Below are 19829 nucleotides of genomic sequence, written 5' to 3' on the forward strand. Positions count from 1 at the left end.
GCCTGTGACCTCAGTCACGGGGGAGCCTGACCCCGATCCCCTGCCGAGAAGAAGCAGCCGGTGCTGATGCCTGGCATACGCCCCGGGCGCGGTCGGGGGCGGGCCCGGGGTCAGCTCCCGGGACCCGAGGCGGTCGACAGCTGCTCGCGCACCGCGTCGAGCCGGCCGAACAGCCAGCGGTGGGCGGGGTCGGAGAGCCGGTCGGGCGCGAACCAGTAGCCCTCCGCGAGGACCACGTCGTCGAACGGCGGCTCGACGACCGTCAGGTCCGCGTGGCCGCGGGCCTGCAGCCGGGCGAGGCGCTCGGGGACCACCGCGACCAGGTCGGTGCCGGTGACCACGAAGGCCAGGGGCAGGAAGCCGTAGACCTGCAGCGTCACCCGGCGCTCGATGCCCAGCTCGCCGAACACCCGGTCGACCGGCGTCAGCACACCGGGCCCGAACTCGGCGGTGGCGTGCGGCAGCTCGGCCAGGTCGGCCAGGCTCAGCGCGCCGTCGCGGAGACACCGGTTGCGCCGGTCGACGAGCAGGACCATCCGGTCGCGCCACAGGGGCCGGGACCGGCCCGGGAAGCCGAACCCGAGTGGCGCGATCAGCGCGTCGTACTCCAGCAGGACCCGCTCGGACTGCCGGGCCTGCGGACTCAGGCCGTCGATCGCGAGCCGCACCCCGGGCGCCTGCGCCTCGACCATCCGGACCAGCGGCTCGTGCACGACGGAGATCGCGTAGTCGCTCATGGCCAGGCGGAACTCGCGCTGCGCGGTGGCGGGGTCGAACTCGTCCTCGAGGTGCAGCGCCGAGCCCATCAGCCGCAGCGCGCGCTGCACCTCGGGCAGCAGGTCGCGAGCGAACGGCGTGAGCTCGTAGTCGCGGCCCGTCCGCACGAGCAGCTCGTCGTCGAAGCGGCGCCGCAGCCGGGCGAGCGCAGCGCTCATCGCGGGCTGGCTGAGCTCGAGGCGTAGCCCGGCGCGGGTGACGTTGCCCTCCTCGAGCAGCACCTTGAGGGGCAGCAGCAGGTTGAGGTCGGTGCCTCCCAGAGCCATGGCCGGAACACTAGGGTGACAGCCGTCACGACGGGGCCACGAAGGGCTGTGAGGACGCTGTGAAAGAACGCCTGCGCGAGGTCGACGCCAACCTGCTGCTCTCGCTCCACGCCCTGCTGGAGGAGCGCAACCTGACCCACGCCGGCGAGCGGATGACGATGAGCCAGCCCGCCATGAGCGGTGCGCTCGGGCGGCTGCGCAAGCACTTCGACGACGAGCTGCTCGTCCGCGTCGGGCGCGGCTTCGAGCTCTCGCCGCTCGCCACCGAGCTGCGCCCGGTCGTCGCCGACGCCGTGGAGGCGGCCGAGGCCCTGCTCGGCAACCAGCGCGAGTTCGACCCGCGCAGCAGCGCCAAGCGGTTCAAGGTGAGCATGTCGGAGTACGCCATGACCGTGCTCGCCGAGCCGCTCACCCGCCGGCTCGCCGAGGAGGCACCCAGCTGCTCGGTCGCCCTCGACCCGGTCGACGCGCGCCTGCCCGAGCAGTTCGAGGCCCAGCTGATGCGGCGCGACCTGATCATCGGTCCGATCGGGTTCGACTGGCCCGGACGTCGCCAGCCGGTCTTCACCGACCGGCTCGTCTGCATCGTCGACGTCGCCCATCCCCGCCTGCGCGACGGCCGCCTCACCCTCGCCGACCTGCGCGAGATGCCGCACGCCCTGGCCGTCTTCGCCGCCGCCGGGGCCCGCAAGCGCCCGCTGGAGGTGGAGCTCGAGGCGAAGGGCGTGGCGGACCGCGCGGTGCTGGTGCAGGTCACCAGCCTGCTGACGCTGCCCTACGCCGTCGCCGGCACGGACATGTGCGCGTTCGTCCCCTCGCGCCTGGCGGAGCGCAGCTGCGCGGCCCTCGACCTCACGGTCGCGGAGACCCCGCTCGACCCGGTGACTATCACCGAGGCGGCGCACTGGCACCCCCGGCGCGAGAGCGACCCGGCCGTGGTCTGGCTGCGCCACCTGCTCCACGACGTCGCCGTCGCCGTCGAGGACGCACGCGGCTGAGCGCTCCCGCCGCGTGGTCGCGGTCCGCGCGCATGGTTGTGATCGGTGGGCGCGATGGTGGCGCCCCTTGCCCGGCCGGGGCGGCTGGGGCTGACTGGGCCCATGACGTGGGACGACGGCACGGCGTACGTCGAGGAGCTCGCACCGGGGGTGCACGCCTTCGTGCAACCCGACGGCGGGTGGATGGTCAACAACTGCGGCCTCGTGGTCGACCCCGACGGCGCGAGCGTGCTCGTCGACACGACCTCGACCGAGGCCCGCAACCGGGCGCTGCTCGCCGCGGCCCGCGAGCGCGCCGGCGCTGCCCCCCGGGCCGTCGTCAACACCCACCACCACCCCGACCACACCTACGGCAACGGCTTCCTGCCGGCCGAGACCCGGGTCGTCGGCCACCAGCGCTGCCGTGAGGAGGTGCTCGCTGCCGGCCTGGAGGCGACGCGGGTCATCACCGAGCCCGACTACGGCGAGCTCGTCGTACGTCCGCCGGACGTGACGTTCGGCGACGCGATGACCCTCCACCTCTCGGACCGGGCCGTCGAGCTGCGCCACGTCGGCCGCCCCGCCCACACGACCAACGACGTGGTCGTCTGGGTCCCGGAGCAGGGCGTCCTGTTCGCCGGCGACCTCGCCTTCAATGGCGGGCAGCCGTTCGTCCTCGAGGGCTCGCTCACCGGGTTCCGCGAGACGCTCGCGTGGCTGCGAGCGTTCGGACCCGAGGTGCTGGTGCCAGGCCACGGACCCGTGTGCCGCGGCGGCGCCGTCGACCGTCTGCTGGGCGCCATGGACGACTACCTCGCGCTCGTCGAGGGGGTGGCCGGCGAGGCCCACGCCGCGGGCCTCACGCCGCTCGAGGCCGCGCGCCACCACCGCGACCACGCGTTCTCGCACTGGGCCGAGACCGAGCGGTTCGTGGGCAACCTCCACCGCGCCTACCTCGAGATCGAGCACGGCACGCAGCCGTGGCGACGCCTGGGGGTCGGCGAGGTGTGGCCCGACATGGTCGCCTTCCACGGCGGGCCGATCGGGTGCCACGCGTGAGCGCCCTCGAGCCGCGCGTGCCGCGCCGCATCGTCACCGGGCACACGCCCGACGGCGTCTCGGTCGTCGTCTCCGACGGACCGGTGCCGGTCTCGCGCGAGCTGCCCGAGGACGGCGTCGCGTTCCACGAGATCTGGAGCACCGAGGGCGCACCCGCCCGGATCGTCGCCGTGGAGCCCCAGGACCCCACCGAGCGGCTGCTCGCCGTACCGCCCCCGCCGCGAGGCACGAAGATCCGCATCAACGAGTTCGCCCCCGGCCACCTCGACGACCGCGGCCTGCAGTCGCCGGTCCACCGCACGGCGTCGGTCGACTACGGCATCGTGCTGGAGGGCGAGATCACGCTCGTCCTGGACGACTCCGAGGTGACCGCCCGCGCCGGGGACGTGGTCGTCCAGCGCGGCACCGACCACGCGTGGGCCAACCGTGGCGACGTCGTAGCCCGCGTGGTGTTCGTCCTCGTCGACGGTGAGTTCGACGACGGCCTCGCGGCGACGCTGCCCGGCGGGCTCGCGGGGCTGATGCACGGCGGCCCCCGGGACTGAGGCGCGGTCGGGCTCGGCGACCGCACACCGGGCGCACCTTGCGCACCTTGCGCACCTTGCGCACCTTGCGCACCTTGCGCACCTTGCGCACCTTGCGCACCTTGCGCACCATGGCGTCGTGCCGACGTTCGCCTCTGTCGACGACTACCTCGCGTCCCTGCCCGACGAGCAGCGCGCGGTCCTCGAGCAGGTCGAGCGACGGGTGCTCGCCGCCGCACCCGGTGCGACCCGGGTCATCCGCTACGCCATGCCGACCTGGCAGGTCGACGGCTCGTCCCTCGTCCACGCCGCCGCCTGGAAGCAGCACGTCGCGATCTACCCCGCGCCCCCCGCCGGCGATGCCGACCTCGACCGCGCCCTGGCGCCGTACGTCAGCGCGCAGGGGACCCTCAGGTTCGCCTGCGCCGAGGTCGACTACGAGCTCGTCGAGCGGGCGGTGCGCCGCCTGGCGAGCACCCGCATCTCCTAGCCGAGGACCGACCCACCGCCGTCGACGACCAGGTTGACGCCGGTGATCCACGAGGCCTCGTCGGAGGCCAGGAAGACCGCCGCGCTCACGACGTCCTCGGGTCGGCCGACCCGGCGCAGCGGGATGCGGTCCCAGGTCGCCCGCAGCGCCGGCGGCGGGTCCTCCACGAGGAACCGCGTCGCGGCGGTCTCGACGAAGCCCGGCGAGACGCACACCGCGCGGATGCCGTGGGGACCGCCCTCGACCGCGAGCTGCTGGGTGAGGTTGATGACGCCCGCCTTGGCCGCCCCGTGCGCGTTCTGGGGCATGAACTCGACCCCGCGGATCCCGGCGATCGAGCCCACCGTGACGACCACACCGCCTCGCTGCTTCAGGTGCGGCCACGCCGCGCGGACGGCGTAGAAGACGAGGTTGAGCTCCATGTCGATCGCGAAGTCCCAGTCCTCCACGCTGAGCTCGTCGATCGCCCCGAAGCGCTGGACCGAGGCGTTGGTGTAGAGGACGTCGACCCCACCGTGGCTGCGGGCAGCGGCGTCGATCCACTCGCGCACGGCCACCGCGTCGCCGGCGTCGACCGGCGCGGCGCCGGAGGCGTCACCGCCCTCGGCCCGCACCAGCGCGAGCGTCTCCTCCAGACCGTCCGCGTCGAGGTCGCAGCCGACGACGCGAGCCCCCTCGGCCGCGAAGCGGCGCGCAGCCTCGCGGCCCATCCCGGCGCCGATGCCGGTGATCAGCGCGACCTTGCCCTCGAGACGTCCCATCGGTCCTCCTGGTCGGGTGCGCCCCCGGGGCGGGGCCGCCCCGCCATCCTCGGGTCGGTCCCACCCGGGGACAACGCGCCCGTGCGGATACCAGGGATGGTCGCGTCAGCGGGCAGGCTCGACCACCACGACGACCTTGCCGTCGAGCTCACCCGCCGCGGAGCGGGCGTGCACGTCGGCGAGCTCGGCCAGCGGCACCCGCTCAGCGACGCGCACCTCGAGCTCACCGCGGTCGACCCGGGCGACCAGCTCGGCGAGCTGGTCCTGGTCAGGGCGGACGAAGACGTCGACGGCGCGGACACCGCGGGTCTCGTCGGAGGGAGCCGGCATCCACACCGTCGTGCTGACCACGACACCCCCGTCGGCGACGCGCGCGGCGAGAGCCGCGAACCGCTCGGGGTCGATCGGGGCGAGCTGCACCAGCACGTCGACCGGCTCGGTCAGCGCCGCGGCCACGTCGCCGGCCGTGTGGTCGACGACCTCGGCCGCCCCGGCCGCGCGGACCCGTTCGGCGGTGCGTGGGCTCGCCGTGGCGATGACGTGGGCGCCGGCGGCCGCCGCGAGCTGCACGGCGTGGTCGCCGACCGCGCCCGAGGCGCCGTTGACCAGCACCCGCTGCCCGGAGCGAAGACGGGCGTGGTCGAAGAGCGCCTGGTAGGCCGTCAGCCCGACCAAGGGCAGGGCGGCCGCGTCGGGGAGCGGGAGGCTCGCCGGCGCCGTGGCCAGGGTGTCGGCGTCCACCAGCGCGAACTGCGCCGAGGCGCCGTCCTCGGTCATGGGCAGGAACGTCACGACCGGCCGCCCCACCTCGAGGCCCTCGACGCCCTCGCCCAGGGCGTCCACCGTGCCAGCCACGTCACGGCCAGGCGTGTGCGGGAGCGCCACCGGGATCGGACCCTGCATCCGACCCGCTCGGACGTTGGCGTCGATGCCGTTGAACGACGTCGCGGCGACGCGCACGCGGACCTGGCCGGCGCCGGGTTCGGGGCGCTCGACCTCCTCGAGGGAGAGGACGTCGGGCTCGCCATAGGCGTGGAAGCGGACGGCGGTCATCGTCCCGCTGGAAGTGGGGGTGCTGGTCATGGCGGGCTCCTGGGGTCCTGCGGCGCTCGGTGCGACCGCGGTGAGTCTGTAACGGACGAATCCGTCCGATTCATTCCCGCGTGGTTGGCTGGGACCGTGGCCAGGTCCGCGAGCAGCCCCGCGCGAGCGCCCCGCAGCGACGTGGTGCGCAACCGCGAGCGGGTGGCACGCGCAGCGGTGGCGGCGATCCACCGCGAGGGGCTCGCAGTGCCGATGGCGACGATCGCGGCCGACGCCGGTGTCGGGGTCGGCACCGTCTACCGTCACTTCGCCACCCGTGAGGAGCTGCTCGACGCGCTGACCCGCGACTCCTTCGAGCTGATGCTCGGTCACCTCGAGCGTGCCGCGGCCGAGCACGAGCGGGCGACCGAGGCGCTGCGCGCGTTCCTGACCGCCGTCGTCGACGACCGCGACGAGATGCTGCTGCCCTCGACCGGCGGTCCGGCGGTCACCGGCGCCGAGACCCGGGCGGTGCAGAGCCGACTGCACGGCGCGATCCGGGCGGTCCTCGCCCGCGGCGCCACCGACGGCTCCGTGCGCCGCGTCGTCGACGTCCCCGACATCGCCTGGCTCGGCGCCACCCTCGCCCAGCCCGGACGCCCCGGACCCGCGTGGGCCGCCGTCTGCGCCCGACTGCTCGACACCTACCTCGCGGGGCTGGGGGTGGCGGAGGAGAACTGATCCGGGTCGCGTGCAACCTGGAGAGGAGCCAGCCGGTCTCCAGGGCATGACCAACGACGTGTCCGCGGCGGCCGAGCGCCGGGACACCCGCACACAGGAGGACTTCGAGGAGTTCGTCCGCGGCCGGTCCGACGCCCTGGTCGCCACCGCTCTGCTCCTCTGCGGAAGCAGGCAGTCCGCGGAGGACCTCGTGCAGACCGCCCTCGCCCGTGCCTGGCCACGCTGGCACGCGGTGGACGTGAGCCACGAGGCCTACGTGCGACGGATCATGGTCAACACCTACGCCAGCTGGTGGCGTCGACGCTGGAACCAGGAACGTCCCACGGCGGATCTGCCCCAGGAGGCCGCTTCCGCGCCCGACCTCGACGCGCATCTCGACCTCCGACGTGCGATCGCTCGGCTCCCGCGTCGTCAGCGCGCGGTCGTGGTGCTCCGGTACTTCGACGACCTCAGCGAGGTCGAGATCGCCCGGACGATGGGCTGCTCGGTCGGCACCGTGAAGAGCCAGGCACACCGGGCGCTGCGCAAGCTCGGGGAGCACCTCCAGGAAGGACAGCCATGAGCCGTCTCGAGCACGACATCCGCCAGACCTTGCAGGCGCAGGCCTCGGTCGACCTGCACGACCCGGGTCGACTGGAGCGGGTCCGGATCACGCGCCGCCGCCAGCAGCGCATGCGACGTCTGACGGCGGGGGCCGTCACCATCGCCGCGGTGCTCGCCATCGCTGTCACAGCGTCCCTGTTGCCGCGTGACGTCACCAGGACCGAGCCAGTGACCGGCCCTGGCCCGACGACCGGGCCCGGTCCGGTCGAGACCAGCGAGGATGCGGCGTCAGTGCCGCCCGCCCCGGCGATCGACGAACTCGCCGTCCGGGCCACCTGGGACCCGGCGTCGGCGGCGACCCTGCCCACGGCCGACGAAGGCCTCCCGGCGGATCTCGACCCGATCCAGGTCCGCACCACAGGGCCCTTGTCCGGGGCGGCCCTGGCCCTCGCACACGAGGGCGGCGCACTCACCGTCCTGGATGCGGCCGGTTGGATGAGACTCCCGACGCCCCCCGGGTTGACTGCCAGCTCGACCGCGGCTCTCGCTCCGGACGGGCGGAAGGCCGCCGTGGTCACCTCGAACGGTCTGGCCTGGCTCGACCTGACCGACCTGCCGGCTGCCTCGTGGATCGACGTCGAGACACCGAGGTCGGTGCGCGGCGAGGGGGTTCAGATCACGTGGTTCCCGCCATCGGACCAGGTGGTGCTCAACAGCTGGCGCGGCGGCCAGCGCATCGACCTCGTCAGCGGCTCCGTGCTGAGCCTGCCCTTCCTCCAGGGGTGGGCGCCTACGACGGTGACGCCCGACGGCGAGGTTCTCGCCGTCGGGCGCAGTCCCCGGACCGTCGACGAGTGGGTCGACGACGTGCCGGTGAGCTCGATCCCGATCGGTGGTCTCGAGGGCATCGGAGCGCTCACGGCGAATCGGACGACGGTCGCGGCGACGAGGATCGACACCAGTCACTCCGATCCTGGAAGCGCGACGGACCGCGACGGCCTTGCGGTCTTCGACCGCACGACCGCCTCGACGTGGGCATTCCTCGCGTTCACCGGTCGATCGGGGCAGTGGGTCGACGGTGGTGAGGTGGTCCCCGTGCAGTGGCTCGCGTCGGAGGTGCTGCTTCTCTCCGTCCTCGACCCCGCCACAGGTCGCCGGACACTGGTCCGCTGGACACCGCAGACGAGCAGGTTGTGGCGGGTCTCCTCCTACGACGCGGCCTTCGCCATCACCTTGGCGCAGCTCGACTGACCCCGTTCTCGTTGCACAGTCGCCCTGGTCGGCCTCCCCCCGCGCGGCGCAACGCATGAACGAACGCCCTCCCGCGGGACCGGGTCCACGCGGGCGGGTGCGCTGTGGGCCGCCCTTCGTTCATGCGTTCGGCGGGTGCCTCAGGCGCGCGGGTCGACGTGCACCTTGGGGCCCCCGGCTCCGGCGGGGCGGTGCCCGGCGAGGACGTCGTGGACCTCGTCGAGGCCGACGACGGCGCCGACGAGCGGCGCCGGGTCGACCCGGCCCTCGGCGTACGCCGTGACGGCGCCGTCGAGACCCGCGGAGGCGGCGAGCACCCCGACCGCGGTGACGTCGCGCAGCACGAGCTCGCGGGTGTCGAGGGTGCTGGGTCCGGCGGCGAGACCGATGAGGACGACCCGGCGCCCCGGCTCGACGAGTCGTACGGCGGTCGCCGGGACCCCGGAGCCGCTGGAGGCGTCGACGACGGCGTCCCAGCCGGGCTCGACCTCGCCGAGGGTCGAGGTGCGCCCGGGCCACAGCGACGCGGCGAACTCCAGCGAGGGCCCGGCGACACCGGCGAGGTGCACCTCGAGGCCCGCGGCACCGGCGAAGGAGGCGACGAGCAGCCCGATGGTGCCGGTGCCGACGACCAGCAGCCGCTCCCCCGGCGCCAGGGCGGCGGCGCGGACGGCGCGCAGGGCGTTGCCGCCGGGCTCGACCATGGCGCCGGCGGTGTCGTCGACGGCGTCGGGCAGGGCGAGCAGCGCACCTGCGGGCACCCGCAGCCGCTCGGCGAGCGCGCCGGGGTAGTCGCCGCGGATGCCGATCTCGGAGCGCTGCTCGCAGACGTGGTGGCGACCGGCGCGGCACCGCGGGCAGACGCCGCAGCCGAGCATGGTGTCGCCGGTGACCCGGCGTCCGAGCCACGCGACGTCGACGTCGGAGCCGACCTCGACGACCGTGCCGCACCACTCGTGGCCGGGTGTGAAGGGGTAGGTCGTGAGGCCCTGCTCGACGTACTCCATCTCGCCGCTGAACAGCTCGGCGTCGGTGCCGCAGACACCGACCCGGGCGACCTCGACGACCACCTCGCCGGGCCCGGCGACCGGTGCGGGCACGTCGCGGACCTCGGAGCGTCCGGGGCCGGTGAGGACGAGCGCGCGCACCTCAGGCCGTCCGACCGCGGTGGGCGAGGCCGCCGACGGCGGCGACCACCAGGCAGACGACCCCGGCGAGCACGAGACCGCTGCCGAGCTGCCAGCGCACGAGGAGGGCTCCCAGCAGGGCACCGAGCAGGATCGCCACGACTGCGCTCGCGCGGCGCACCGCGTGGGCGCCGCCGCCACGACGCAGGAACAGGTCGGCCGCGAGCCCGGTGATCGTCGAGGTGACGACGACGGTGGTGACGTCCTTGACGGCGACGACGCGGGCGGTGGCCGCCTGCAGACCCATCGCGGCGCCGAGCGCGGTCGTCACCGAGACCGCGACCGGGGTCGGCACGTCGCGCAGGACGAGCAGCAGCACGCCGAGCCCGGTCACCACCACACCGACGACCAGCACGAGCCAGCCGGTGCGCCGCGACCACGACGCAGCGGCGTCGCGCAGCACGACGCCGCCCACGGCCGCACCGGCGAGGAAGCCCGCGAGGGCGAGCAGGGGGCCGAGCACCGGCAGGTCGTCGGCCCCGGCGATGCCCATGCCGAGCACCACGACGTTGCCGGTCATGTTGCCGGTGAAGACGCGGTCGAGGCCGAGGTAGCCGACGGCGTCGACGACGCCCGTGCCGAAGGTCAGGGCCAGCATCAGGAGCAGGTCGAGTCGCGCCGGTGGCGTACGACGGAGCAGGGCTCGCACCGGCAAACTCTACGAGCCGGTGCGCCTTCTCGGCACAGCCGCCTCACAGGTGACGGAGGTCACAGCGTGAGGTATCCCAGACATCACCGCGAGGTGGGTTCTCCCCCGTCCGGCTGGCGGTTTCACTTCCGGCACCGGATCCCAGGACCCCTTCCACCGACCCGTCTGCCTCCGGTGGCGGCACAGAGAGAAGCAGTCATGCTCCACCCCCGTTCCCGCACGTCCCGGCGCTGCGCCGTCGCCGCCACCGTGCTGGCCCTCTCCACCGCGGCCGTCGCGGCTCCCTCGACGGCGGCACCGGCGACGAGCGGCCAGAGCGCCGTCGTGGTGGCCGCGGGCCAGACCTGGACCGTCACCCGCACCACGCGGCTGCGCTCCCTCACGATCCGCCCCGGCGGACAGGTCGTCGCGCCGGCCGGCTCGAGCCTGACCCTGACGGTCGACGGCGTCGAGACGGGCGGCGTGATCGAGTCCACCGGCGGCGAGGAGACCGTCCTGCGACCCGGCACCTACCGAGGCGACGTCGTGCTGACCGTGACCGGGCAGAACCTCGTCGCCTGGCAGGGCCTCACCTTCCCGCTGCGCCAGGCGCTCTACGTCGACGGCGACGGCGTCGACGGCTCGCTCTCCGTGCCGGCGGCCGTCTCCGGACGGGTCACCGACTCCGCAGCCACGGGGCTGCGGGTGCGCTCGACCGGCGAGAACTTCAACGGCGTCTACGTCGCCGGAGGCTCCTACACCCTCGACCGGCCCGACGTCAGCCTCACCGGCAACGGCCGCTCGGACTTCGTCGGCTACGGCGCGGCGGTCACCGCCACCGGCGGCGCCCGCCTGGTGGTCGACGACGCCCGCATCACCGGGCACGGCGCGGCGCGGACCGGCGTGGTGGCCGACGGCGGCAGCAACGTGATCGTGAAGGACTCCACGATCCACACCGAGGACGGCACACTTCCCGCCGACTACCAGTCCACCGTCGAGCTCGCCTACATGCAGCAGGCGCCGTGGATGCTCGGCATCGTCGGCAACGTCCGCGCGACCAACCTGCTCGGCGACGGCACCCGCGCGACGTACGTCGACTCCGACATCTCGAGCGAGGGCTGGGGCGTGCTGTCCGCGGACGTCGGCAGCGACGGCAAGCTCACGGCGATCAACAGCAGGGTCTCGACGACGGGCGACGAGGGCTACGGCTCCTACGCGATCGGAGGGACTACCGAGGAGTTCCTCGGGACCCGCTTCGACGTCGACACCTACGCCGCGATCAACCGCGGCGGGGCCATCCACTACGGCGACTCCGACCGCGCCTCGGTCGCCGCGCTCAACACCTCGCTCGACCTGCGCCTGAGCCAGCGCGAGCTGCGCGCCCTCGACCGGCGCCGCACGGTCATCGACTCCGACCGGTGGGGCGTGATGTGGCACGGCTCGGGCTCGGTGAGCATCGACGGCGGCACGCAGGTGCGCACCGGCCGCGCGACGTTCCTCGACAAGGGGCAGGCGGTCGACGTCACCGTCGACGGCTCGGACGGCGCGAAGCTGCTGCCGGCCGACGGCACGCTCTTCCAGCTGATGGAGGACGACGACCCGGGTCCGGTCGTGGTGGACGGCAAGCTGGTCAACACCGGCGTCTACCACGAGCCGACCGGCGAGCCGACCAAGGTCGCCGACTTCGACGTCACGGCGGTCCACGACGACGACGCGGTGCTCGACCTGCGCGACATCGACCTCACGGGCAATCTCTACAACGGCCTGCGCGGCAACAACCCCGACGGCCCGTTCGGCCCCGGGGTGAAGGGCAAGAACCTCGTGCTCACCCTCACCGACGCCACCCTGCGCGGCGCCGTCACCGCGACGCGGACGCGCCACCGCCAGGACACGATCACCGCGGCCGACTACCGCGAGCTCGGGGTCGTCACCAACACCCCGAGCCCCGTCGTCAACAACGGGGTGATCGTCACGCTGGCCGGCCGCACCACCTGGACGCCGACCGGAACGTCGTACCTCTCGAAGCTGACGGTGGGCTCGCGTGCCTCGGTCCGCGGCGCCACGCTCACCGTCGACGGCGTCGCGACGCCGCTGCAGGCCGGTCGCACCTACACCGGGGCCCTGGTCCTGACGGCGCGGTGAGGACCGACTGAGACCCGCTGCGGGGCGGGATCGTCTGGGAGCCCCGCCCCGCAGCGCCTCAGCTGACGAGCGAGGCCACGGTCGAGAATTCGGTGGCGTCGCCCTGCAGCACCACCGACGAGCGACCGCCGATGCTGCGCGGCACGTCGCCCGCGACGGTCACGCGACGCACCTCGCGCGGCTGGGTGCCGAAGTCGGCGACGGCGTAGTGCTGGGTGGCGCGGTTGTCCCACAGGGCCACGTCGCCCTCGCGCCACTGCCAGCGCACGGTGTTCTCGAGCTTGGTGACGCGGTTCTGCAGCAGCTGGTAGATCGCGGTCGACTCCGAGGAGTTGAGGCCGACGAACTTCTTGACGAAGTGGCCCAGCAGCAGCGTCCGCTCGCCGGTCTCGGGGTGCACGCGCACCACCGGGTGCTGGGTCTCGTAGACGGTGCTGGCGAACTCGTCGCGCTTGAACTGCAGGTTGTCGTCGTCCTTCTCGGCGTCGTTCTCGGTGGCCATCGCGTAGTCGTAGTCGTTGCTGTGCACGGCCCACAGGTCGTCGACGAGCGCCTTGAGCGACGGGGGCAGCTGCTCGTAGGCCACGGCGGTGTTGGCCCACACCGTGTTGCCGCCGTACGCCGGGATGGTGACGGCGCGCAGCGTGCTCATCGCCGGGACCCGGTCGACGAAGGTGACGTCGGTGTGCCAGCTGTTGGCGGCCATGCCGCGGTTGGCGGCGACGCTCAGCACCTTGGCGCTGCCGGTGTTGACCGTCGGGTGCGCCTTGGTCGTCTCGCCGAACAGGTCGGCGAAGTCGATGTGGTCGTCGTCGGTGACGTGGTGCTGGTCGCGGAAGAAGAGCACCTTGTGCTCCAGCAGCGCGGCGCGGACCGCCGCGACCGTCTCGGGAGCGAGGTCACCACCGACGCGGACGCCCTCGACGACGGCGCCGATGCGCCCGCCGATCCGGGTGACGGCGAGCTCGGCCCGCTGGTGGGTGGGGCGCTCGAGGTGGATGGTCATGGCGGTCTCCTCCTGGTCGGCAGCCGGGCACGGTGGTTGACCCGAGCAACTCGACCAAGTTACTACAGATTTGTCCGGAGATCGCTCGCGAGCCCGGCACTGGTGGTTGAGGAAGGACGAAGTCCTGCCTCGAAACCACTCGATCAGCCCGGCGTGGTTTCGAGACGGAAGCTGTGCAACCTCCTCAACCACCGTGGAGACGGACGCTGTGCAACCTACGCGTCGTTGGCGCAGCGGAACCCGATGTTGGCCGAGGCCGAGTCGGGGGTGTTGGAGGAGCGTGCGGCGACCCGGTAGCGGTGGCAGTACGACGCGTGGCAGAGGTAGGAGCCACCGCGCATGACCCGCGCCTCCCCGGTCTCGGGGCCCGTCGGCGCGGTGCGCGGCGAGGAGCGGTAATAGGTGGGTGAGAACCAGTCGGTGCACCACTCCCAGGCGTTGCCGCTCATGTTCCACAGGCCGTGGCCGTTGGGGCGGAAGCTCTTGACCGGCGCGGTGGCGAGAAAGCCGTCGTCGAGGGTGTTGGTGCGCGGGAAGTCGCCCTGCCAGATGTTCATCCGCCAGGCCCCGCGCGGGGTCAGCTCGTCGCCCCAGCCGTAGCGCGCGCCGTCGAGGCCGCCGCGCGCGGCGTACTCCCACTCGGCCTCGGTCGGCAGCCGCTTGCCCGCCCACGCGGCGTACGCCGTGGCGTCGCGCCAGCTGACGTGGACGACGGGGTGCTGGGGTCGCCGGTCGACGCTCGAGCGCGGGCCGTCGGGGTGGCGCCAGTCGGCACCGCGGACCGCGAGCCACCACGGCGCGGCGTCGACCTGGTGGAGCACGTCGGCGCGCTCGGCGTCCACGGCGAGGTGGAAGACCGCCGAGATGCCGAGCTCCTCGGCGTCGGTGACGTGGCCGGTGTCCTTGACGAACGCCGCGAACATCGCGTTGGTGACCGCGACCTCGTCCATCCAGAAGTCCGGCAGCTCGACCTCGTGCACGGGCCGCTCGCCGTCGGAGGGGTAGCCCTCGCCGAACGCGTCCCCCATCGCGAAGGTGCCGCCGGGCACCCGCACCTGACCGCGCCGCGACAGCGGCGACCGGGCCGGCGCGGCCCGCTCGCTCGGAGCCGGGCCGCCGACCGAGCCGGCGCAGCAGGCCTCGCTCATTGCTCCTTGGCCCAGGAGCGCGGACCAGCAGAGCCGGCGGCATAGGTCTCGAGCGGCACGTCACCGGCCCGCCAGGCCTCGAGCACCGGCTCGACGATGCGCCAGCACTCCTCGGCGGTGTCGCCGCGCACCGCGAGCATCGGGTCGCCCTCCAGCACCCCGCCCAGCACCTCGCCGTACGCCGGGAGCGCGCCGTCGGGGATGTCGGTCTGCGCGACGACGTCCTCGAGGTCGAAGGGGTCGCCCGCGCCGCTGACGTCGAGGTGCACCGCGAGCCGCGGCGGCTTGAACCCGATGGTGATCGTGTCGGGCGTCTCCTTGCCCTTCAGCCCCGTCGGCAGGTGCGGCGCCGGCTTGAACGTCACGACGGCCTCCTTGCGGGCCGTGCCGAGCGCCTTGCCGGAGCGCAGCGTGACCGGCACGCCCGCCCAGCGCCACGAGGCCACCTCGACGGTGATCTCGGCGAGCGTCTCGGTGTGCCGCGAGGCGTCGACCCCCTCCTCGCGGCTGTACGCCGGGAGCTCGCGTCCGTCGATGGTCCCGCCGGTGTAGCGGGCGCGGCGCGAGGCCTGGGCCGGCGTGCCGTGCAGGCGGGTCGCGCGCAGCACCGCGGCCTTGGCGTCGCGCAGGTCGCGCTCGTGGACGCGGCTGATCGGCTCCATCATCAGCGTCGCCATGATCTGGAGCAGGTGGCTCTGGATCATGTCGACGAGGGCGCCGGCCTTGTCGTAGTAGCCGGCGCGGCCCTCGAGGGCGAGCGTCTCGTCGTAGACGATCTCGATGGACTCGACGTGCTGGTTGCTCCACACCGGCTCGAGCAGCCGGTTCGCGAAGCGGGTGCCGATGATGTTGAGGACGTCGCTGCGGCCCAGGAAGTGGTCGATGCGGAAGATCTGGTCCTCGGGCACGAGCGTCGCGACCAGCGCGTTGAGCTCGCGGGCGCCCTCCAGGTCGGTGCCGAACGGCTTCTCCATCGCCAGCACCGTGCCCTCGGGCAGGTCGATGAGCCGCAGCGCCTGGCAGGCGCGGGCGGTGATGGCGGGAGGCAGCGCGAAGTAGATCGCGGGGGCGCCGTCGCACTGCTCGAGCAGGGCCTTCAGCTCCTCGACCGAGGTCACGTCGGTGCGCCGGTAGGTGCTGCGCCCCGCGACCTCGTCGACCCGCTCGCCGGCCCCGCCCGCCGCGAAGGCGTCGCGGATGCGCCTGCGCCAGGCCGCCTCGTCCAGGTCGGAGAGACCCGCGCCGATCAGCCGCGGCGCCGTGCGCGACTCCCAGTCGCTCGCGAGCAGTGCACCCAGGCCGGGCAGCAGCAGCCGCCCCGCGAGGTCGCCGTCCGCACCGAGCACCACCAGAGTCCCGACACCGTTGCTGGCCACCCTGCGAAACTACTAGTACCGCGTGTGTCGTATGCAGCTAGAGGGTTCGTCATCTGAGTCATGGGGCATGGCGAGTCGTCCTGCCCCTCGGGTGGTGCAGCGTGACGGCGATCGGGACGAGCTTGCGCGGTCGGACCGGTTCGGTGCCGCGAAGGCGAAGCGGGCCAGGATCGTGCTGCTGGCCGCTGACGGCGTAGCGAGCGCGAGGATCGCGGACTGCACCGACGCGACGTTCACGACTGTGTTGAACGGGCGCGGCCGCTATGAGAGGCACGGGATCGCAGGTTTGCCGAACGCGCTCATGTTTGGCGGTCCGCGCGAGCTCGAGCATCGCGCGATCACCGGATGAGGCGCTGAATCCGCCGCCGAAGACGCCCGTTGTGACGCGCTACCGAACCGGTCAGGAAGTCCACCAACATCTGTGGACTTGCTCTCGCCCGCCACAAAAGGTGATCGCGCTCTACGTGGGCGAGCAGCCGCAGATTCAGGCCCTCGACCGAGCCGTGGCGGTCCTGCCGACCCGGGGGGCAGGGTCGAACACCGCTCAGACGGCTGCTACCGCTGCGGTACCACGACGCTGTTCGCCGCACCCGATATCGCTACCTCAAGGTCACCGCGGCGTCGAGCCGCGGCACCGCCACGTTAGACGACGCGACGTAGACGATCGTTGTGCGGTACAACCAGTCGTGCGGTGAGCCCCTAAAAGGGAACGCACGATCACAAAATGACTAAGCCCCGCGGTGCCTAACTCGACTCAGAGAGTCAGCCAGAGGGCCGTTGCCGCGGGGCGATGACGAAAGACTACTTGAGATGACCGAAAATAATCAAGCGGAAGGCTTGACACCCTCCGCCAAGACTTCGGATCCGAAGGCGTTGAGTGAGGCTGACGTCGAGCTCTGGTTGAGCAGTCCTCGTCTCAACCGGTATCGCGGTCTAAGCGGCAACAACCTCGAGACCGCACTCGAACTGTACGCGTGGAACAGTGAGGTCGCGGCGGCGGCATTCACCGACACGTGTCACCTGGAGGTGGCGCTGCGCAACGCCTACGACCGACAGCTGGTTGGCGCCTATCCCAACTGGGCCATCGACCCGCACAGTCCGCTGTTCCAGCGCGAGCAGGGCCACCCGTCGGCGCGAGCGAAGCAGCGGACTATGAATGAGCGCTCGCTGGTCGACCTGAAGATCGCGCGACGTGGTCACGGCGCGCACCCTGCTCACGGACAAGTCGTCGCCGCGCAAACCTTCGGCTTCTGGACCAAACTCACCGAGAAGGACCGAGCGCCACTGTTCTGGAACCCGATGATCTCCAGAGCCTTCCCCGCCAAGACCAACCGCAGCGACATCCACGATCACGTCAGCCGCATCAACAGGTTTCGCAACCGGCTGGCTCACAACGAGCCGGTGTTCTCCTCCCGGACAGGTCTGCTCGAGCGGCTGAACGACGTTCGCTATGTCTTCGACCTCATCGCACCCCACGCGGCCGCCTGGGCAGCCGCCCGGTCCCGCGTCGTGAACCTCGTTGACGACTGCCCGGTCGCGGGACTCATCGCCACACCCACGACCGACGGCGGAACGCCAGCGGGGGCGCAATGAGCGCTCAGCCTCCCGACGACTGGTCGCCAGCCGACCACCCCGAAGCGATCGCCGTCAGCGAGGGCCAGTGGTGGCAGTGGGCGGCACAACTGGCCATCGCTCGTCTCGCCGGCGAGGACGACTGCCGGTTCATACCCGTCAGCACCAGGCAGATCGACGCCCGGCACCTCGTCCTGGCGCTCGCTCAATTGCTCCGCGCCGAAGCACTGCAACAAGCAGCGCTGAAAGAACTCGAAGTCGACCCCGACGTCCGACTGCGCCTTCGCGACGCGCGCGAACGCTATCTCCACGATCTCCCCGGCCTCGAACACATGCGCAACGCCCTCATCCACTTCGACGAATGGTCAGGAGGTCGAGGCCACGGACCACAGAAGGTCCGCCGTGACGCCGGCGACGACCCGCGCGAGGTGGCGCGGGACGACTGGGGATTCCGCTTCGACCCCGCGACCGGGACCATCACCCACGGAGCCCACCAGCTCCACACGTCCATCGCGCTACGCGCCGCCAACGAACTGGCGGCCGCCATCTACGACGCTGCCCGCTCTGCCGACGCTACTACCTCACGCCCAGCCGCTCGACGTACCGGTTGACGAAGCAGCGCTCCGGGTCGAGCCGCTCCCCCAGCGCCTGGAACCGTGGCAGCTCGGGGTAGGCCGCGGCGACGCGCGCGGTGTCCCACCAGGGGCCGTAGACCTTGCCCCAGTGCGGCCGGGGGTCGTACGCCGCGAGCACCCGCTCGGCGGCGGCGAGCGCGGGCCGCACGACCTCGAGGTCGCTGACCCAGGTGAAGTGCACGGCCAGCATCGGCCCGCCGCGGAAGGGGCTCAGCCACATCTCGTCGGGCGCGATCGCACGGATCTCGGAGACCTGCAGGGCGTCGCGGAACTCCGGCGACGCCTCGACCAGCCGGGGCCACAGCTCGCCGAGCACGTCGAGCGGCACGAAGAACTCCGACTGCAGCTCGTCGCCGACGCTGGGGGTGAAGGCCGCCCGGAAGTGCGGGAGCCGCTCGTGCCACGGGCCGGGCACGCCGAGCTGCTCGGTGGCCGCGCTCGCGTCGAGGCCGACGATCGGGTGCACGGCGGTCTCGGCGACGCGGCCGCCCCAGGTCTCGGTGGCGTCGCCGGTGTCACCACCGTGGCCCACGCGCCGCTTGCGCCAGACCGAGTCGATGCGCGACGGGTCGGAGAAGCGGGTGAACAGGCTGACGCTCCACGCCGACGACAGCAGGTCGGCGCCGCGCTCGACGACGACGTCGGACGGCACGTCGAGCAGCACGTCCTGCGCGACGTCGTACGTCGGCTGGAGGTGGAGCCACAGCCGCGTGACCACGCCGAGGGAGCCGAGCGAGAGCACTGCGCCGGGGAACTCCGGGTCGCCCTCGCGCAGGGTCTCGAGCTCACCGTCGGCGCGCACGAGCTCGACGGCCGCGACCGCGCTGGCCAGGCAGCCGTTGCCCACCCCGGAGCCGTGCGTGCCGGTGGCGGCCGCGCCCGCGACGCTGATGTGGGGCAGCGACCCGGTGTTGGGCAGCGCCCAGCCGTCGCGGTGCAGGCTCGCGCCGAGGTCGGCGTACGTCGTCCGCCCGGGCACCTCGACCAGCCCCGCGTCGCGGTCGACCACCACCTCGCCCGGCAGGCCGCGCGTCGACACGAGCAGGTCGTCGGCGGCGACGACGTCGACGACGTCGTTGAACGAGTGGCCAGACCCGGTGGCCCGCACCCTCCGGGCCGCGGCGACCGCCTCCTGCAGCTCGGGGAGGGAGGCCGGCTCGGCCACCTCGGTCGCGGTGTAGGTGACGTTGCCTGCCCAGTTGCGCACCCGACCATCCTGGTCGGCCGACGAAAGCGCGGAAAAGGCCCCCCACCCCGATCACCGACCCCTAGGCTCGCCGTAGTCCGTCCCTCGACCCCATGGGGACGGCCAGACGGCCCCTCTCCTGACCCCCAACAGGCGGGGCCGTCGCCCATTTCAGGGCGGGTCGCGACAGCGCCGGCGTGACGTCGTCCGGCGCAGGCCTTCACACGCGCCTGGTCCGGACCTGTGGGGACCTGGTCTGGACCACTGGGCCGACCTCACCCCTCTGGACAGTCGTCAACATTTGCGCAGGTCAGCGAGACGTCAGGCACCGCTTGACACCTTGCCGGCTCTCGACACCCCCGGGGGTGACATGAACAACTTGTCAAACGGCTTGCAGAGGTCCGACCGCGGGAGTTGCATATGACGTGAGCCACTCACCTGTGCCAACCCCCCGAGTGCAGGCGCGTGGATCACCCAGCCGGACAGTCCGGCAGTCGACCCCGGTCCTCCTCCCACACGTGGACCGGGGTCGACTCG

The 19829-nt window shown here is 72.7% G+C and carries 20 protein-coding genes; 11 read left to right on the plus strand and 9 right to left on the minus strand.

Going from position 1 to position 19829, the window contains the following annotated elements:
* Nucleotides 1–110: 110 nt before the first annotated feature.
* The gene (locus GRQ65_RS01860) at nucleotides 111–1043 is read right to left on the minus strand and encodes a LysR family transcriptional regulator (RefSeq protein ID WP_160874546.1); all 933 of its coding nucleotides are present in this window, start codon (nucleotides 1041–1043) and stop codon (nucleotides 111–113) included.
* Nucleotides 1044–1102: 59 nt separating this feature from the next.
* On the opposite strand from GRQ65_RS01860, the gene GRQ65_RS01865 reads away from it, so the two are divergent.
* The 4 genes from GRQ65_RS01865 (at nucleotide 1103) to GRQ65_RS01880 (ending at nucleotide 4093) form a co-directional block, all read left to right on the plus strand.
* Nucleotides 1103–2041, plus strand: a complete 939-nt coding sequence (locus tag GRQ65_RS01865) for a LysR substrate-binding domain-containing protein (protein WP_160874548.1) — start codon at nucleotides 1103–1105, stop codon at nucleotides 2039–2041.
* Between the two features lie 102 nt (nucleotides 2042–2143).
* Nucleotides 2144–3079, plus strand: a complete 936-nt coding sequence (locus GRQ65_RS01870) for an MBL fold metallo-hydrolase (protein ID WP_160874550.1) — start codon at nucleotides 2144–2146, stop codon at nucleotides 3077–3079.
* Nucleotides 3076–3624: a cupin domain-containing protein gene (locus GRQ65_RS23690; RefSeq protein WP_202387038.1), complete on the plus strand. Its 549-nt coding sequence runs from the start codon at nucleotides 3076–3078 to the stop codon at nucleotides 3622–3624. Before GRQ65_RS01870 ends, GRQ65_RS23690 begins: the two co-directional genes overlap by 4 nt.
* A gap of 118 nt (nucleotides 3625–3742) precedes the next feature.
* Nucleotides 3743–4093, plus strand: coding sequence for an iron chaperone (locus GRQ65_RS01880; protein ID WP_160874552.1), 351 nt, complete (start codon nucleotides 3743–3745; stop codon nucleotides 4091–4093).
* Here the strand turns inward: GRQ65_RS01880 and GRQ65_RS01885 are convergent.
* Entirely contained in the window at nucleotides 4090–4854 is a 765-nt protein-coding gene (locus GRQ65_RS01885) for an SDR family NAD(P)-dependent oxidoreductase (RefSeq protein WP_160874554.1), read from the minus strand. The two genes, GRQ65_RS01880 and GRQ65_RS01885, sit on opposite strands and share 4 nt — an antisense overlap.
* Nucleotides 4855–4959: 105 nt before the next feature.
* The gene (locus GRQ65_RS01890) at nucleotides 4960–5937 is read right to left on the minus strand and encodes an NADP-dependent oxidoreductase (protein ID WP_237447522.1); all 978 of its coding nucleotides are present in this window, start codon (nucleotides 5935–5937) and stop codon (nucleotides 4960–4962) included.
* 96 nt (nucleotides 5938–6033) lie between these two features.
* Here GRQ65_RS01890 and GRQ65_RS22045 point away from each other — a divergent pair, with 96 nt between their 5' ends.
* From GRQ65_RS22045 to GRQ65_RS01905, 3 genes are read left to right on the plus strand one after another with little or no spacing between them, the layout of a single operon-like run.
* On the plus strand, nucleotides 6034–6618 hold the full coding sequence (locus GRQ65_RS22045) for a TetR family transcriptional regulator (RefSeq protein ID WP_202387039.1): 585 nt from the start codon (nucleotides 6034–6036) through the stop codon (nucleotides 6616–6618).
* Nucleotides 6619–6664: 46 nt separating this feature from the next.
* On the plus strand, nucleotides 6665–7180 hold the full coding sequence (locus GRQ65_RS01900) for a SigE family RNA polymerase sigma factor (RefSeq protein WP_160874556.1): 516 nt from the start codon (nucleotides 6665–6667) through the stop codon (nucleotides 7178–7180).
* Nucleotides 7177–8412, plus strand: coding sequence for a hypothetical protein (locus GRQ65_RS01905; protein ID WP_160874558.1), 1236 nt, complete (start codon nucleotides 7177–7179; stop codon nucleotides 8410–8412). The genes GRQ65_RS01900 and GRQ65_RS01905 overlap by 4 nt, the downstream gene beginning before the upstream one ends.
* Nucleotides 8413–8552: 140 nt before the next feature.
* On the opposite strand, the gene GRQ65_RS01910 is transcribed toward GRQ65_RS01905, so the two are convergent.
* Both GRQ65_RS01910 and GRQ65_RS01915 read right to left on the minus strand, forming a co-directional pair.
* Nucleotides 8553–9560: an alcohol dehydrogenase catalytic domain-containing protein gene (locus GRQ65_RS01910; RefSeq protein ID WP_160874560.1), complete on the minus strand. Its 1008-nt coding sequence runs from the start codon at nucleotides 9558–9560 to the stop codon at nucleotides 8553–8555.
* A gap of 1 nt (nucleotide 9561) precedes the next feature.
* Nucleotides 9562–10248 carry a DUF1275 family protein gene (locus GRQ65_RS01915; RefSeq protein WP_337191425.1) on the minus strand — a complete coding sequence of 229 codons (687 nt, stop codon included), beginning with the start codon at nucleotides 10246–10248 and terminating at the stop codon, nucleotides 9562–9564.
* Between the two features lie 198 nt (nucleotides 10249–10446).
* Here GRQ65_RS01915 and GRQ65_RS01920 point away from each other — a divergent pair, with 198 nt between their 5' ends.
* Complete coding sequence (locus GRQ65_RS01920) at nucleotides 10447–12369, plus strand: right-handed parallel beta-helix repeat-containing protein (RefSeq protein WP_160874562.1); 1923 nt, start codon at nucleotides 10447–10449, stop codon at nucleotides 12367–12369.
* A 58-nt stretch (nucleotides 12370–12427) separates the two neighbouring features.
* On the opposite strand, the gene GRQ65_RS01925 is transcribed toward GRQ65_RS01920, so the two are convergent.
* From GRQ65_RS01925 to GRQ65_RS01935, 3 genes are all read right to left on the minus strand, one after another.
* On the minus strand, nucleotides 12428–13375 hold the full coding sequence (locus GRQ65_RS01925; RefSeq protein WP_160874564.1) for a TauD/TfdA dioxygenase family protein: 948 nt from the start codon (nucleotides 13373–13375) through the stop codon (nucleotides 12428–12430).
* A gap of 215 nt (nucleotides 13376–13590) precedes the next feature.
* The gene (locus GRQ65_RS01930; RefSeq protein WP_160874566.1) at nucleotides 13591–14523 is read right to left on the minus strand and encodes a formylglycine-generating enzyme family protein; all 933 of its coding nucleotides are present in this window, start codon (nucleotides 14521–14523) and stop codon (nucleotides 13591–13593) included.
* Complete coding sequence (locus tag GRQ65_RS01935; protein ID WP_160874568.1) at nucleotides 14520–15899, minus strand: glucose-6-phosphate dehydrogenase; 1380 nt, start codon at nucleotides 15897–15899, stop codon at nucleotides 14520–14522. The genes GRQ65_RS01930 and GRQ65_RS01935 overlap by 4 nt, the downstream gene beginning before the upstream one ends.
* 94 nt (nucleotides 15900–15993) lie before the next feature.
* Between GRQ65_RS01935 and GRQ65_RS01940 the strand changes: the two genes are divergently transcribed.
* The 3 genes from GRQ65_RS01940 to GRQ65_RS01950 all read left to right on the plus strand — a co-directional run bounded on the left by GRQ65_RS01940 (nucleotide 15994) and on the right by GRQ65_RS01950 (nucleotide 18082).
* A complete protein-coding gene (locus GRQ65_RS01940) occupies nucleotides 15994–16248 on the plus strand; it encodes a hypothetical protein (RefSeq protein WP_237447523.1) in 255 nt (84 codons plus the stop codon).
* Between the two features lie 461 nt (nucleotides 16249–16709).
* On the plus strand, nucleotides 16710–17492 hold the full coding sequence (locus tag GRQ65_RS01945; RefSeq protein WP_160874572.1) for an Abi family protein: 783 nt from the start codon (nucleotides 16710–16712) through the stop codon (nucleotides 17490–17492).
* Nucleotides 17489–18082, plus strand: a complete 594-nt coding sequence (locus GRQ65_RS01950; protein ID WP_160874574.1) for a hypothetical protein — start codon at nucleotides 17489–17491, stop codon at nucleotides 18080–18082. The genes GRQ65_RS01945 and GRQ65_RS01950 overlap by 4 nt, the downstream gene beginning before the upstream one ends.
* Here the strand turns inward: GRQ65_RS01950 and GRQ65_RS23695 are convergent.
* On the minus strand, nucleotides 18048–19313 hold the full coding sequence (locus tag GRQ65_RS23695; RefSeq protein ID WP_160874576.1) for an FAD-binding protein: 1266 nt from the start codon (nucleotides 19311–19313) through the stop codon (nucleotides 18048–18050). The genes GRQ65_RS01950 and GRQ65_RS23695 overlap by 35 nt on opposite strands.
* Between the last annotated feature and the right edge of the window lie 516 nt (nucleotides 19314–19829).

The organism is Nocardioides flavescens (genome assembly GCF_009823805.1).
GTDB lineage: Bacteria > Actinomycetota > Actinomycetes > Propionibacteriales > Nocardioidaceae > Nocardioides > Nocardioides flavescens.

What these genes read in the sequence shown, in the direction of transcription:
- GRQ65_RS01950 (WP_160874574.1), top strand. Translation starts at nt 17,489, where the DNA reads ATGAGCGCTCAGCCTCCCGACGACTGGTCGCCAGCCGACCACCCCGAA.
- GRQ65_RS01870 (WP_160874550.1), top strand. Translation starts at nt 2,144, where the DNA reads ATGACGTGGGACGACGGCACGGCGTACGTCGAGGAGCTCGCACCGGGG.
- GRQ65_RS01860 (WP_160874546.1), bottom strand. Translation starts at nt 1,043, where the DNA reads ATGGCTCTGGGAGGCACCGACCTCAACCTGCTGCTGCCCCTCAAGGTG.
- GRQ65_RS01890 (WP_237447522.1), bottom strand. Translation starts at nt 5,937, where the DNA reads ATGACCAGCACCCCCACTTCCAGCGGGACGATGACCGCCGTCCGCTTC.
- GRQ65_RS01930 (WP_160874566.1), bottom strand. Translation starts at nt 14,523, where the DNA reads ATGAGCGAGGCCTGCTGCGCCGGCTCGGTCGGCGGCCCGGCTCCGAGC.
- GRQ65_RS01905 (WP_160874558.1), top strand. Translation starts at nt 7,177, where the DNA reads ATGAGCCGTCTCGAGCACGACATCCGCCAGACCTTGCAGGCGCAGGCC.
- GRQ65_RS01885 (WP_160874554.1), bottom strand. Translation starts at nt 4,854, where the DNA reads ATGGGACGTCTCGAGGGCAAGGTCGCGCTGATCACCGGCATCGGCGCC.
- GRQ65_RS01920 (WP_160874562.1), top strand. Translation starts at nt 10,447, where the DNA reads ATGCTCCACCCCCGTTCCCGCACGTCCCGGCGCTGCGCCGTCGCCGCC.
- GRQ65_RS01900 (WP_160874556.1), top strand. Translation starts at nt 6,665, where the DNA reads ATGACCAACGACGTGTCCGCGGCGGCCGAGCGCCGGGACACCCGCACA.
- GRQ65_RS01925 (WP_160874564.1), bottom strand. Translation starts at nt 13,375, where the DNA reads ATGACCATCCACCTCGAGCGCCCCACCCACCAGCGGGCCGAGCTCGCC.
- GRQ65_RS01945 (WP_160874572.1), top strand. Translation starts at nt 16,710, where the DNA reads ATGACCGAAAATAATCAAGCGGAAGGCTTGACACCCTCCGCCAAGACT.